We start from the raw sequence: 12636 nt of genomic DNA, 5'->3' as shown, positions 1-12636 counted from the left end.
ATGGGTCCGCGCATCCGTACGACGGCCGCCGTGGCCCTGGCGTCCTCGCTGGCGCTGCTCACCGGCTGCGGTGCCGCCGACATGACCAAGCAGGCGTCGCCGTTCGCCAACGCGCAGGGCGCCCGGACCGTCACCCTGTCCGTGCAGTCCTGGGTGGGCGCCCAGGCCAACGTGGCCGTCGCCCAGTACCTCCTGGAGCACAAGCTCGGCTACCGCGTCGACACCGTGCAGATCGACGAGGTGCCCGCCTGGGACGCGCTCAGCCAGGGCCGGGTCGACGCCCTCCTGGAGGACTGGGGGCACCCGGACGAGGAGAAGCGGTACGTCGAGGACAAGAAGACGATCGTGAACGCCGGCGACCTGGGCGTCACCGGGCACATCGGCTGGTTCGTCCCGACGTACTTCGCGAAGGCCCACCCGGACGTCACCGACTGGAAGAACCTGAACAAGTACGCCGACCGGCTGCGTACCGCGGAGAGCGGCGGCAAGGGCCAGCTGATGGACGGCTCGCCGTCCTACGTCACCAACGACAAGGCGCTGGTGAAGAACCTCGACCTGGACTACCAGGTGGTGTTCGCCGGCTCCGAGGCGGCGCAGATCACCCAGATCAAGCAGTTCGCCAAGGAGAAGAAGCCCTTCCTGACGTACTGGTACGAGCCGCAGTGGCTGTTCGAGAAGGTCCCGATGACCGAGGTGAAGCTGCCCGCCTACAAGGAGGGCTGCGACGCCGACCCGGAGAAGGTCGCCTGCGCCTACCCGCACACCCCGCTTCAGAAGTACCTCAACGCGGACTTCGCGAAGAGCGGCGGTGACGCGGCGGCCCTGCTGAAGAAGTTCACGTGGACGACCGAGGACCAGAACGAGGTCTCGCTGCTGATCGCCGAGCAGAAGCTGTCCCCCGAGGAGGCGGCGAGGAAGTGGGTGGACCGCCACGAGTCCGTCTGGAGGAAGTGGCTGCCCTGACCCGCACGACGGCAGCGCACCCGCCGGAGCCCGGCCCGACCCCGCCCCTGGCGGGGTCGGGCCGGGCTCCGGCCGCTCGCGGCTCAGCCGTGCTGCCCCGGCCGGTAGTGGCCCGGGGTCAGACGGCAGGTCACGCCGAAGCGGTTCCAGGCGTTGATCACCGTGATCGCGGCGATCAGCTGGGACAGCTCCGCCTCCGCGAAGTGCTCGGCGGCCCGCTCGAACACCTCGTCCGGCACGAAACCGTCCGTGAGGACCGTGACGGCCTCCGTCAGCTCCAGCGCCGCGCACTCCTTCTCCGTATAGAAGTGCCGCGACTCCTCCCAGGCACCGAGCTGCACGATCCGCTCGACGCTCTCGCCGGCCGCGAGGGCGTCCTTGGAGTGCATGTCCAGGCAGTAGGCGCAGTGGTTGAGCTGTGAGGCGCGGACCTTCACCAGTTCGAGCAGCCGGGCGTCGAGGCCCTTACGGGCGGCGGCGTCCAGGCGGACCATCGCCTTGTAGACCTCGGGGGAGTGCCGGACCCACTCCAGACGGGCGGGCCGCTCGGCGGCGTAGGACTCGGGGGCGGGGGCCGTGGTGGCCGCGGTGGTCGTCGTGTTCGTCATGCTTCGACCCTAGGAGCGAGGCAGCCCAGGAGTATGGTCCACTTCCATGGCGGAACGCTGGGCCACTTTCGGCATCGACCTGCACCTCGACCCCGCGGGCCCCGGGCTGCGCCGGGGCCTGACCGACGCCCTGCGCGAGGCCGTGCGCACCGGCCGGCTCGCGCCCGGCACCCGGCTGCCGTCCTCCCGCTCCCTCGCCGGCGACCTCGGCGTCGCCCGCAACACCGTCGCCGACGCCTACGCCGACCTGGTCGCCGAGGGCTGGCTCACCGCACGGCAGGGGTCGGGCACCCGGGTGGCCGACCGCCCGGTGATCCCGCCGCCCGGCGCCCCCGTCCCACCCCGCCCGGAGAGCCCCCGCCCCGCCCACGACCTTGTCCCCGGCACACCCGACCTCGCCGCGTTCCCGCGGACGGAGTGGCTGCGGGCGGCCCGCCGGGCCTTCCTCGCCGCACCCCACCAGGCCCTCGGCTACGGCGATCCGCGCGGCCGGCCCGAACTGCGCACCGCGCTCGCCGGCTACCTCGCCCGCGCCCGGGGCGTGCGCGCCGACCCCGAGCACATCGTGGTGTGCTCCGGGTTCCTGCACGGTCTGCGCCTGCTCGGCGAGGTGCTGCGGGCACGCGGCGTACGGGCGGTCGCCGTGGAGTCGTACGGCCTCGCGCCGCACCGGCGGCAGTTGACGGCGGCCGGTCTGGCCACCCCGGCCCTGCCCTTCGACGAACGCGGCACGGACCCGGGGGAGTTGCCCGAGGGCACCGGAGCCGTCCTGCTCACCCCCGCCCACCAGTTCCCCATGGGAGTGCCCCTGCACCAGAGCCGCCGCACCCCCGTCGTGGAGTGGGCGCGCCACACCGGCGGACTGGTCCTCGAGGACGACTACGACGGCGAGTTCCGCTACGACCGCCAGCCCGTCGGCGCCCTCCAGGGCCTGGACCCCGGCCATGTCGTCCACCTCGGCACCGCCAGCAAGTCCCTCGCCCCCGGCCTGCGGCTGGCCTGGATGGTGCTGCCGCCCGCGCTGGTCGAGGAGGTGACCGAGGCCAAGGGAGGCTCCGACACCTGCGGGGTGCTCGACCAGCTGACCCTCGCCGAGTTCCTCACCTCCGGCGCCTACGACCGGCACGTCCGCGCGGCCCGCCTGCGCTACCGGCGCCGCCGGGACGCCCTGGTGCGGGCCCTCGCCACCCACGCCCCCCACATCCCCGTCACCGGCATCGCCGCCGGCCTGCACGCCGTCCTGCGCCTCCCGCCCGGCACCGAGCGCACGGTCGTCCAGGCGGCCGCCTGGCAGCACCTGGCCCTGCACGGCCTGGGCTTCTACCGCCACGAGCAGGCCGTGGCCGAGCCCCTCGACGCCCTGGTCGTGGGCTACGGCACGCCGCCGGACCACGCGTGGGCGGGAACCCTGGAGGCGCTGTGCAGGGTGCTGCCCTGAGCGAAGGCCCGCCCGGCCCCGTACAGGTACCGGATACATCATCGGCCCGCCCGGCGCCCGCCCCACGCGTACGAGGCCTCAGCCCGAGCGCCACCCCACCGCACCGCACCTGCCCGTTCTGGCGCAGCGTCCCGCCGGCCTCCGCCTCCGGCGCGATCTCGCCGTCCTTCTTCGGGTCCAGCGCGATGTCCGCGATCGCTCCCCCTGGGCTCGCGGCTGAACACCTGGACGATCTGTGCGTCGTCCGGCCCCATGACCACCCCCTGTCCGCTCCGGCCGCCCGCCGGCGGTACAGCGCAACGCCGGGGACGGCGTCAGGTCCCGGGCCTCCGGGCAGCACCCGGGGAAATCGCCGGGGCGTCCGGCGGCGGCGCCTCCCCGAAGCGCGCCAGTGCCAGCGCCCCCGCCACCGACACCAGGAACCCGAGCACCGCCAGCCAGGTCAGCCCCTCCCGGGTGCGGTCGCCCAGCCACACCACGCCCACCAGCGCCGGGCCGACGGTCTCCCCGATCACCAGGGCCGCCGTGGCCACGGTCACCGAGCCGCGCTGGAGGGCCGAGGTCAGCGCCAGGAACGCGGCCCCACCGCCGAGCAGCAGCGCGTACGTCGCCGGGTCGGCCGGCAGACGCCCGGGTGTTGCCGAGTCGATCAGCCGTACCGACACCTCCACCACCCCGAAGCCGAACCCGGCCGCGAGGCCCAGCACCAGCCCGCGCCCCCGCTCCGGCAGCCGGCCCCCGGCCAGACCCACGCCCAGCACGGCCACGGCCACCCCGAGCATCGCGAACTTCAGCGCGTCCGAACCCCCCTGGTCGCCCTCCGCCCCCGAGGCGATGCCCAGCATCGCCAGACCGGCGCACACCACGGCCACCGCGCCCCACTCGGCGCGGCTCAGCCGCACCCGCAGCAGCCGGGCCGCGACGACCGCCGTCACCGCGAGGCTGGACGCGAGCGCGGCGCTCACGGCGTGGATGGGCAGCGAGCGCAACGCCACGACCTGCAGCACGAACCCGAGTCCGTCGAGCCCCAGACCGGCCAGATAGCGCCACTGCCGCAGCGAGCGCAGCAGCACGCCCGCCTCGCCGCCCCCACCGCCCTGGGCGCTCGCCGTCCGCGCGGCCATCGCCTGCAGCACGGTCGCCGCTCCGAAGCAGAGCGCCGCACCCAACGCGCAAACCATCCCCAACAGCACAAAGCGACTCTAGGGGAGGGGGGAACGCCAGCCCGACGACGCCGACGCGCCCACCAGGTCACTAGGCTGTCAGCCTGACAAGCCACGGACAAAAGATCTCGGCGGGGGAGACAGAGATGGCGGAAGGACGACGACGGCTGCGCTCCAGCACGGTCGTGCTCGGCGGCATGGGGGTCATCGCCGCGGCCCTGACCTCGTGCGGCTCCGATCCCGACCGGCGCTGCGTCGACCGGGACAGCCGCACCTACGAGGGCTACAAGGTCGTCGCGGACAAGAACTGCGCGTCCGGCCGCGGTGCGGGCTCCTCCTCCGGCAAGGGGCGCAAGACGTCCGGCCGGGCCGACGCCGCCTGGTACTACGACGCGGACGTGTCCGGCGGCCGCGCCGACTCCGGCACCTTCAGCCGCAGCGAGGCCGTCGACCGGGGCGGCTTCGGCTGCTCCGGCAGCGGCGGCGGCTGACCGGGAGCGCCCGATGCGGCGTCGCACGATCGAACCCCGCCCCGGCTGGCAGCGGACGGTCGAGGAGCAGGGCCTCGTCTACCCCCTCACCCGCCACCCCGACGGCTCCCTGCGCCCCTACTGGGACGAGAGCGCCTACTACGTCTTCTCCCTGGAGGAGGTCGAGGCGCTGGAGGACGTCGTCGCGGAACTGCACCGCATGTGCCTCGCCGCGGCCGACCACATCGTCTCGGCGGACCGCTTCGCCGACCTCGGCATCACCGACCCGCGTGTCGTGGACGCGGTCGCCGAGTCCTGGCGCCGGCGCGCCGAACTCCCCTCGGTGTACGGCCGCTTCGACCTGCGCTACGACGGCACGGGGCCGGCCAAGCTGCTGGAGTACAACGCCGACACCCCGACCTCGCTCGTGGAGGCCGCCTCACCCCAGTGGTTCTGGATGCAGGAGCGCTTCCCCGGCGCCGACCAGTGGAACTCCCTCCACGAACGCCTGGTCGCCGCCTGGAGGAGCCAGGCCGGCCGGCTCCCGCCCGGCTGCCCCCTGTACTTCGCGTACTCCTCGGCCGACGAACTCGGCGAGGACCTGATGACCGTCGCCTATCTGAAGGAGACCGCGGAGCAGGCCGGCCTGGACACCGGCTGGATCTCCATGGAGGAGATCGGCTGGGACCGGCTCTCGGGCCGCTTCGTCGACACCCGGCTCCGGTTCATCCGCAGCTGCTTCAAGCTCTACCCGTGGGAGTGGCTGACCACCGACCGCTTCGCCGGGCACGTCCTCGACACCCTCGACAACGGCGGCGGCACCGGCACCACGCTGTGGATCGAACCGGCCTGGAAGATGCTCCTCAGCAACAAGGCCCTCCTCGCGGTCCTGTGGGACCTCTTTCCTGACCACCCCAACCTCCTGCCCGCCCACCTCGACGGCCCCCGCGACCTGGCGCACACGACGGGCTACGTCGCCAAGCCCCTGCTCGGCCGCGAGGGCGCCGGGGTCACCGTGCACGAGAAGGGCGCCCCCGCCGAGGTGCGCGACGAGTCCTGCTGCTACCAGCAACTCGCCCCGCTGCCCACGTTCGACGGCAACCACGTCGTCCTCGGCGCCTGGGTGGTCGAGGACGAACCGGCCGGCCTCGGCATCCGCGAGTCCTCCGGACCGATCACCGACGAGTACGCCCGCTTCCTCCCGCACGTGATCCTCTGACGGCCCCCATGCCCGGCAGCCCGCCCCGAGCGACCCCGGGTGCCGGGCCCGCATCGTGGACGTGCGGCCCTGCGGCCCGGCCTGCCCGGTAGGCTGGCTCACGGGCCGTGACTGGCGCGCTGGGATGGATCAACCATCGGGGAGCGGCCCCTGGACCCCGTCCAGACCGAGTGCCGTGCGCCTGGGCCGACCCGTGAACGCTGCACACGACGTCCGGAGGTCCCCATGCCAGCCGAGTCCCTCTCTCCCGAGTCCACCGCCTTCCGTGCCGCCCTCGACGTGATCCGCGCCGTCGAGCCGGGCGTGGCCGACGCGATCGGGCAGGAGCTCGCCGACCAGCGCGAGATGCTGAAGCTGATCGCCTCCGAGAACTACGCCTCCCCGGCCACCCTGCTGGCGATGGGCAACTGGTTCAGCGACAAGTACGCCGAGGGCACCGTCGGCCGCCGCTTCTACGCCGGCTGCCGCAACGTCGACACCGTCGAGTCCCTGGCCGCCGAGCACGCCAAGGAGCTCTTCGGCGCCCGGCACGCCTACGTCCAGCCGCACTCCGGTATCGACGCCAACCTCGTCGCCTTCTGGGCCGTCCTCGCCGACCGGGTCGAGGCCCCCGCCCTGGAGAAGGCCGGCGTCCGCCAGGTCAACGACCTCTCCGAGGCCGACTGGGCCGAACTGCGCCGCGCCTTCGGCAACCAGCGCATGCTCGGCATGTCCCTGGACGCCGGCGGCCACCTCACCCACGGCTTCCGCCCCAACATCTCCGGCAAGATGTTCGACCAGCGCTCCTACGGCACCGACCCGGCCACCGGCCTGATCGACTACGAGGCGCTGCGCGTGTCCGCCCGTGAGTTCAAGCCGCTGATCATCGTCGCCGGCTACTCCGCGTACCCCCGTCTCGTGAACTTCCGGATCATGCGCGAGATCGCCGACGAGGTCGGCGCCACCCTCATGGTCGACATGGCCCACTTCGCCGGTCTCGTCGCCGGCAAGGTCCTCACCGGCGACTTCGACCCGGTCCCGCACGCCCAGATCGTCACCACCACCACCCACAAGTCGCTGCGCGGCCCGCGCGGCGGCATGGTGCTGTGCGACGACTCCCTCAAGGACCAGGTGGACCGCGGCTGCCCGATGGTCCTCGGCGGCCCGCTCCCGCACGTCATGGCCGCCAAGGCCGTCGCCCTCGCCGAGGCCCGGCAGCCCGCCTTCCAGGACTACGCCCAGCGCGTCGTGGACAACTCCCGGGCGCTGGCCGAGGGCCTGACGCGCCGGGGCGCCACCCTGGTCACCGGCGGCACCGACAACCATCTGAACCTGATCGACGTCGCCTCCTCCTACGGCCTCACCGGCCGCCAGGCCGAGGCCGCGCTCCTCGACTCCGGCATCGTCACCAACCGCAACGCCATCCCGGCCGACCCGAACGGCGCCTGGTACACCTCCGGCATCCGCATCGGCACGCCCGCCCTGACCACCCGGGGCCTGGGCGCCGCCGAGATGGACGAGGTCGCCGCCCTCATCGACCGCGTCCTCACCGCCACCGAGCCGGGCACCACCAAGTCGGGCGCCCCCTCCAAGGCGGCCCACGTCCTCGACGCGAAGGTCTCGGACGAGATCTCCCACCGGGCCTCCGACCTCGTGGCCGGCTTCCCGCTGTACCCGCAGGTCGACCTGGGCTGACGTCCCGGCGAGACGCCCCGGCGCCTCACCGGTCCAGGTCGATCAGCTCCTGGCGTGGCCCCTCCCGCGGCGGTCCGGCTGCCTGCCGGGCCGCCGCGCGGCGTATCAGCGCGGTCCCGCCCGCCCCGCCCGCGAGCCCGACGACGAGCCCCGCCACCGCCCACCGCACCTCACCCGCACCCGGCCCGGAGCGCTTCGCGTCCCCGTCTCCGCCCCCGGCGACGGTCTCCGTCGCCGGGGAGCCCGTCGCCGCGCCGAACAGCCGCCCCCGCTCCAGCCGCTGGAGCACGGACCGCGGCGCGCGATGCCAGCGGATGTCGTCGTCCTCGACGTCCGGTGCGAGGTCCGAGCGCACCCAAGGGGTGCCGTCGCCGGCCACGAACAGCTGATCCTGCCGCCGCAGGGCCACGTCCCCGCCGGGCGCCCGGTCCGTCCGCGGCCAGCCCCCGACGCCCGTCAGCCCCCAGAACACGGTCAGCCGGACCGGCGGATGACGCCCCTCGACCCACTCCTCGGGCACCCGCTCCGTCCCCACGTAGGCGGGCTGGAACAGCTGCCACAGCCGGGCGAAGTCGCGGTCGCCGGAGCGCAGCGCCGTCGTCCGCCCGCCGGTGCCCGCGACGACCACGGCCACATCGGGAACGTCACGCACCCGCGCCGGCGCCGCCGAGGCGACCGCCACGGGCCCGCAGACCAGTGCCCCCCACACCAGCAGGAGCACCACACCCCGGCCCCGCCGCGATCCGCCCGCACCCCACCGCCGGCGCCCTGCGCCCCGGCCGCGCCCCGCCTCCGTCGCCGCCATGGCTCCCCCCCTCGGCCGATGCCCCGCCCCGCCGGTCACACGTCCCGCAGTTCCTGACGCGGCCCCGGCTCACCGCGCAGCCGGTCCCAGGGGCGCCGGGCCACGAGCGGGCGCAGGCCCAGCGCCAGGACCGCTCCGGCCACCGCGCCCGGCACGGCCCACCACCACCCCGTACCGGCGCCCGGCCCGGACGACGACCGCACGGGAGGTGCCGAGCCCACCGCCTCCGCCGGGCCGGTGGCGGCCTCCCGACCTCCGTCCGCCCCCGACGCCATCGGCGCCGGTGACCCGCCCGGCAGGCCCAGGTCGTCGAGCAGGGCACGCAGCTCGCCCGGACGGGCGGCCCGGTACCAGGTGCCCTTCGTCTGGCGCGCGACGTCCTGCGTCCTGCGGATCCACACGTCCTGTCCGCGGGCCATCCGATGGACCCGGTCGATGCGCCACGGCGTGACATCGTGGATCATCCAGGTGACGTTGACCTGATCGGCCGCCATCAGGTCCTCCTCCGGCGGCTGCTCCCGTGAGCCTCTGGCCGGTGTGCCGAGCAGTTCCTCCAGCGCGGCGTACCGCAGGTCGGATTGGTACAGCGACGCCGTCCGCTCAGTCCCCGGCGCCGCCAGGAGCACGCTCGTCGGCCCTCCGGCGGACGCCATCGGCGCCGCTCCCCACAGCAGCAGGGCACAGCCCGCGAGCAACGCCCCTGTCACGCCCGCCAGTCGGCGCCACGCGCCCCGCGAGCGGCCCTCTCCGGCTCCCCACATCCGAACCCCCAACCCGAGCGGTCCCCGAGCGGCCCGTCCCCGAGCCGCATGTCACTTCTGGTACACCGCCCGGCCCCCCTCGGTTCCCGTCTCCGCCCCACCTTTCCTCAACGGGCATCGAGACCGGCACCGGGAACGCGAGCCCTCACTCCTCCAGGGACCGGGCGATCTCCGTCGCCCGCCCTGCCCCCTCGACGCCCTCCAGCCGGAGCGTCACCGTGCCGCCCCCGGCCTCATGCGCCCACAGCAGCGTCGGTCCGGCTGTGCGCACCTTCCGCTCGAACAGGCCGTGCGTGTCCTGGAGCCAGAAGGAGAGCAGATGCGGCCGGGCGAACCACAGGGCCGTGGCGGGCGCCTCGCCGTCCGTCCCCTCGGGGCCGAGCGTGATCCACCGCGGCTGCTCACGGACCGTCTTGGCGAAGCGGAAGTCCAGACCCGCCCGCCGCTCGTCCAGCCGGACCGTGCGCCCGTCCTCGTGCCAGCACAGGCTGACCACGAACCGGTCGCGCGGCTCACGCGTGACGGCGACCGCGTCCGGTGTCCCGAGCCGCGCGGGCACCACCGGAGCGAACCCGGCGCGGCGCTCCACCTCGGCGAGCGGCACCGGGCGCCCGCACCCGGGGACCCGGGCACCGGGGGAGGGCGTCGCCGACGGGTCGTACCGGATCTCGGCGCCCGCGAAGCCGAACCAGTCGAGGACGGCCGCCCGCACCGGAGGCGTGAGCACGAGCACGGTCAGCAGGCCGCACAGCGCGGCCGTCAGAGCACGCCACCGCCCCCGTGCCCAGCGGCGCAGCGCGCGCAGCCGCTCGCGCGGGCCCGGCGGTTCGGACGCCGCGACGGACAGGTGCTCGGCGAGTATCTCGGCCAGCACCCGCTCGACCATCGTCTCGGCGCCGTCCGGCCCGCCCCGCGCGTCCAGAGAACGCCCGAGCGCCCGCAGTTCCTCGGGCAGGCCGGAGCCCTCGCCGGCCGGCTGTCCGTCACCCATGCTCCGCACCCCCTTCCCGAGGCTCGAACTCCGGCAGCAGCCGCCCCAGTTTCCGCAGCGCGCGGCTCAGCCGGGACTTCACCGTGCCACGGGGCCAGCCCAGTGCCTGGGCCGTCTCCCCCTCGTCCATCTCCAGGAGGTAGCGGTAGGTGACGACCAGGCGGTGCTCCTCGCTCAGCCGGCCGAGGGCGGCCTGGAGCGCGGCCCGGCGCTCCCGCTCCAGCGCGGCGACCGCCGGGTCCGCCGCCTCCGGTATCAGCGGGTCCGCCTCGACCAGCGCGGCCTCGCGCCCGGCGAGGGTGCGCCGACGGGCCGCCGCCCGCACTGTGTTCCTCGTCTCATTGGCCACGATCGACAGCAGCCACGGCCGGAAGGCCGAGCCGTCCTTGAAACGGCCCAGCGAGCAGTACGCCTTGACGAACGCCTGCTGCACCACGTCCTCCGCGTCCGCACCCGCGCCGAGCGCGGCGGCCGCCCTGAGCGCGATACCCGTATGAGCCCGCACCAGCCGCGCGTACGCCTCCGGCTCCCCGGCGCGTACGCGTGCGATCACCGCGGCCTCATCGACGATGCGGCCCCCCTCCCGCGTCCTCACATCTTTGGTACACCGCCCGGACCAGATCGGTTCCCATCCGGTCGTGGCTCGTTCCGGACCGGCTCCCGGGACCTGAGAGAATGGTGGACATGGCCACTGATCGCCCACTCGCCGCCCACGACCACCCTCAGGGGAACGGCTCCGCCGTGCCGGGCAGCCCGCGCGTCCTCTCCGGGATCCAGCCCACCGCCGGTTCGTTCCACCTCGGCAACTACCTCGGCGCCGTCCGCCAGTGGGTGGCGCTCCAGGACACCCACGACGCGTTCTACATGGTCGTCGACCTGCACGCGATCACGGTCCCGCAGGACCCGGCCGAGCTGCGCGCCAACACCCGGCTCGCCGCCGCCCAGCTGCTGGCCGCCGGACTCGACCCGGAGCGCTGCACGCTGTTCGTGCAGAGCCACGTCCCCGAGCACGCCCAGCTCGCCTGGGTCATGAACTGCCTCACCGGCTTCGGCGAGGCCAGCCGGATGACCCAGTTCAAGGACAAGTCCGCCAAGCAGGGCGCGGACCGCGCCTCGGTCGGCCTGTTCACGTACCCGGTGCTCCAGGTCGCGGACATCCTGCTGTACCAGGCCAACGAGGTCCCCGTCGGCGAGGACCAGCGCCAGCACATCGAGCTCACCCGTGACCTCGCCACGCGCTTCAACAGCCGTTTCGGCGAGACCTTCACGCTCCCGAAGCCGTACATCCTCAAGGAGACGGCGAAGATCTACGACCTCCAGGACCCGTCGATCAAGATGAGCAAGTCGGCGTCCACGCCGAAGGGCCTGATCAACCTCCTGGACGACCCGAAGGCCACCGCCAAGAAGGTCAGGAGCGCGGTCACCGACACCGACACCGTCGTCCGCTACGACGTCGAGAACAAGCCGGGCGTCAGCAACCTGCTCACCATCTACTCGACCCTCACGGGTACGGGAATCGGGGAACTGGAGCAGAAGTACGACGGCAAGGGCTACGGTGCGCTCAAGACGGACCTCGCCGAGGTCATGGTCGAGTTCGTGACGCCCTTCCGGGAGCGCACCCAGCAGTACCTGGACGACCCGGAGACGCTCGACTCGATCCTGGCCAAGGGGGCGGAGAAGGCACGTGCCGTCGCCGCGGAGACGCTCTCCCTGGCGTACGACAGGGTGGGCTTCCTGCCCGCCAAGCACTGACCCCGCCCCACCGGGGGCGGCGGGACGCGGTGCTACGCCGGCCGTACCACCGCACAGCGCTGCACATCACTTCGGTTGCGCCTGCCCGCGGCGGGGCCGTGGCCGTACAGTCGATAACGGGTGACGGCATCGGCCGTCACCCGCGCTCACCCGACGGGCACGAGCTCCGCGACGGCGGACTCACCGACGAACGACAGGAGACGACGTGGGGACCGTAACGATCGGTGTGTCGATCGCGGTCCCGGAGCCTCACGGCAGCCTGCTCCAGGAGCGGCGCGCGGGCTTCGGCGACGCCGCGGCTCACGGCATCCCCACCCATGTCACGCTGCTGCCGCCGACCGAGGTCGACTCCTCGCTGCTGCCCGCGATCGAGGCGCATCTGGCGGAGGTCGCGGCGAACGGGCGCCCCTTCCCGATGCGGCTGTCCGGCACGGGCACCTTCCGGCCGCTGTCGCCGGTGGTCTACGTCCAGGTCGTCGAGGGCGCCGAGGCCTGCACCTGGCTGCAGAAGCAGGTCCGGGACGCCTCCGGGCCCGTCGCGCGCGAGCTGCAGTTCCCGTACCACCCGCATGTGACCGTCGCCCACGGCATCGACGAGGAGTCGATGGACCGCGCGTTCGAGGAGCTGGCCGACTACCGGGCCGAGTGGCCCTGCACCGGCTTCGCCCTGTACGAGCAGGGCGCCGACGGCGTCTGGCGCAGGCTGCGGGACTTCGCCTTCGGCGGCCCGGTGGTGCCCCCGCAGGCCGGGCACGTCGAGCGCGGGTCCATCCCGGCGTCGTAGCCGCCGTC

General features: G+C 73.9%; 13 protein-coding genes and 1 riboswitch. Of the genes, 7 read left to right on the top strand and 6 right to left on the bottom strand.

Annotation, left to right across the window (positions count from 1 at the left end; all coding sequences use genetic code 11):
• The gene (locus ABZ899_RS19550; RefSeq protein ID WP_361347480.1) at positions 1–963 is read left to right on the top strand and encodes an ABC transporter substrate-binding protein; all 963 of its coding nucleotides are present in this window, start codon (positions 1–3) and stop codon (positions 961–963) included.
• 83 nt (positions 964–1046) lie between these two features.
• Here ABZ899_RS19550 and ABZ899_RS19545 read toward each other — a convergent pair whose 3' ends face one another.
• Entirely contained in the window at positions 1047–1571 is a 525-nt protein-coding gene (locus ABZ899_RS19545; protein WP_361347478.1) for a carboxymuconolactone decarboxylase family protein, read from the bottom strand.
• Between the two features lie 46 nt (positions 1572–1617).
• Here ABZ899_RS19545 and ABZ899_RS19540 point away from each other — a divergent pair, with 46 nt between their 5' ends.
• Positions 1618–3009: a PLP-dependent aminotransferase family protein gene (locus ABZ899_RS19540; protein WP_361347475.1), complete on the top strand. Its 1392-nt coding sequence runs from the start codon at positions 1618–1620 to the stop codon at positions 3007–3009.
• A 314-nt stretch (positions 3010–3323) separates the two neighbouring features.
• On the opposite strand, the gene ABZ899_RS19535 is transcribed toward ABZ899_RS19540, so the two are convergent.
• A complete protein-coding gene (locus ABZ899_RS19535; RefSeq protein ID WP_361347472.1) occupies positions 3324–4190 on the bottom strand; it encodes a hypothetical protein in 867 nt (288 codons plus the stop codon).
• Positions 4191–4318: 128 nt separating this feature from the next.
• Here ABZ899_RS19535 and ABZ899_RS19530 point away from each other — a divergent pair, with 128 nt between their 5' ends.
• The 3 genes from ABZ899_RS19530 (at position 4319) to ABZ899_RS19520 (ending at position 7535) form a co-directional block, all read left to right on the top strand.
• Entirely contained in the window at positions 4319–4663 is a 345-nt protein-coding gene (locus tag ABZ899_RS19530; protein ID WP_361347469.1) for a hypothetical protein, read from the top strand.
• A gap of 13 nt (positions 4664–4676) precedes the next feature.
• Entirely contained in the window at positions 4677–5861 is a 1185-nt protein-coding gene (locus tag ABZ899_RS19525; protein WP_361347466.1) for a glutathionylspermidine synthase family protein, read from the top strand.
• 97 nt (positions 5862–5958) lie between these two features.
• Positions 5959–6055, top strand: a riboswitch (ZMP/ZTP riboswitch).
• A 31-nt stretch (positions 6056–6086) separates the two neighbouring features.
• Positions 6087–7535, top strand: coding sequence for a glycine hydroxymethyltransferase (locus tag ABZ899_RS19520; RefSeq protein ID WP_361347463.1), 1449 nt, complete (start codon positions 6087–6089; stop codon positions 7533–7535).
• A 25-nt stretch (positions 7536–7560) separates the two neighbouring features.
• On the opposite strand, the gene ABZ899_RS19515 is transcribed toward ABZ899_RS19520, so the two are convergent.
• The 4 genes from ABZ899_RS19515 to ABZ899_RS19500 form a co-directional block, all read right to left on the bottom strand.
• Entirely contained in the window at positions 7561–8340 is a 780-nt protein-coding gene (locus tag ABZ899_RS19515; RefSeq protein WP_361347460.1) for a hypothetical protein, read from the bottom strand.
• Between the two features lie 35 nt (positions 8341–8375).
• Positions 8376–9047: a hypothetical protein gene (locus tag ABZ899_RS19510; protein ID WP_361347457.1), complete on the bottom strand. Its 672-nt coding sequence runs from the start codon at positions 9045–9047 to the stop codon at positions 8376–8378.
• Positions 9048–9246: 199 nt separating this feature from the next.
• Positions 9247–10092, bottom strand: coding sequence for a hypothetical protein (locus tag ABZ899_RS19505; protein ID WP_361347454.1), 846 nt, complete (start codon positions 10090–10092; stop codon positions 9247–9249).
• Entirely contained in the window at positions 10085–10687 is a 603-nt protein-coding gene (locus tag ABZ899_RS19500; RefSeq protein WP_361347451.1) for an RNA polymerase sigma factor, read from the bottom strand. The genes ABZ899_RS19505 and ABZ899_RS19500 overlap by 8 nt, the downstream gene beginning before the upstream one ends.
• Before the next feature lie 89 nt (positions 10688–10776).
• Between ABZ899_RS19500 and trpS the strand changes: the two genes are divergently transcribed.
• Both trpS and ABZ899_RS19490 read left to right on the top strand, forming a co-directional pair.
• Positions 10777–11844 carry a tryptophan--tRNA ligase gene (trpS, locus tag ABZ899_RS19495; protein WP_361347448.1) on the top strand — a complete coding sequence of 356 codons (1068 nt, stop codon included), beginning with the start codon at positions 10777–10779 and terminating at the stop codon, positions 11842–11844.
• A gap of 205 nt (positions 11845–12049) precedes the next feature.
• Positions 12050–12628 carry a 2'-5' RNA ligase family protein gene (locus tag ABZ899_RS19490; protein ID WP_361347445.1) on the top strand — a complete coding sequence of 193 codons (579 nt, stop codon included), beginning with the start codon at positions 12050–12052 and terminating at the stop codon, positions 12626–12628.
• Positions 12629–12636: the final 8 nt, after the last annotated feature.

The sequence above is a fragment of the Streptomyces sp. NPDC046859 genome (assembly GCF_040645135.1).
Taxonomy (GTDB): Bacteria; Actinomycetota; Actinomycetes; order Streptomycetales; family Streptomycetaceae; genus Streptomyces.
This window is presented reverse-complemented; position numbering and strand designations above follow the sequence as displayed.

Bases quoted from the DNA above. Each gene is read 5' to 3' on its own strand.
- ABZ899_RS19520 (WP_361347463.1), top strand. From the start codon at position 6,087: ATGCCAGCCGAGTCCCTCTCTCCCGAGTCCACCGCCTTCCGTGCCGCC.
- ABZ899_RS19535 (WP_361347472.1), bottom strand. From the start codon at position 4,190: ATGGTTTGCGCGTTGGGTGCGGCGCTCTGCTTCGGAGCGGCGACCGTG.
- ABZ899_RS19505 (WP_361347454.1), bottom strand. From the start codon at position 10,092: ATGGGTGACGGACAGCCGGCCGGCGAGGGCTCCGGCCTGCCCGAGGAA.
- ABZ899_RS19550 (WP_361347480.1), top strand. From the start codon at position 1: ATGGGTCCGCGCATCCGTACGACGGCCGCCGTGGCCCTGGCGTCCTCG.
- ABZ899_RS19540 (WP_361347475.1), top strand. From the start codon at position 1,618: ATGGCGGAACGCTGGGCCACTTTCGGCATCGACCTGCACCTCGACCCC.
- trpS (WP_361347448.1), top strand. From the start codon at position 10,777: ATGGCCACTGATCGCCCACTCGCCGCCCACGACCACCCTCAGGGGAAC.
- ABZ899_RS19515 (WP_361347460.1), bottom strand. From the start codon at position 8,340: ATGGCGGCGACGGAGGCGGGGCGCGGCCGGGGCGCAGGGCGCCGGCGG.
- ABZ899_RS19545 (WP_361347478.1), bottom strand. From the start codon at position 1,571: ATGACGAACACGACGACCACCGCGGCCACCACGGCCCCCGCCCCCGAG.
- ABZ899_RS19525 (WP_361347466.1), top strand. From the start codon at position 4,677: ATGCGGCGTCGCACGATCGAACCCCGCCCCGGCTGGCAGCGGACGGTC.
- ABZ899_RS19530 (WP_361347469.1), top strand. From the start codon at position 4,319: ATGGCGGAAGGACGACGACGGCTGCGCTCCAGCACGGTCGTGCTCGGC.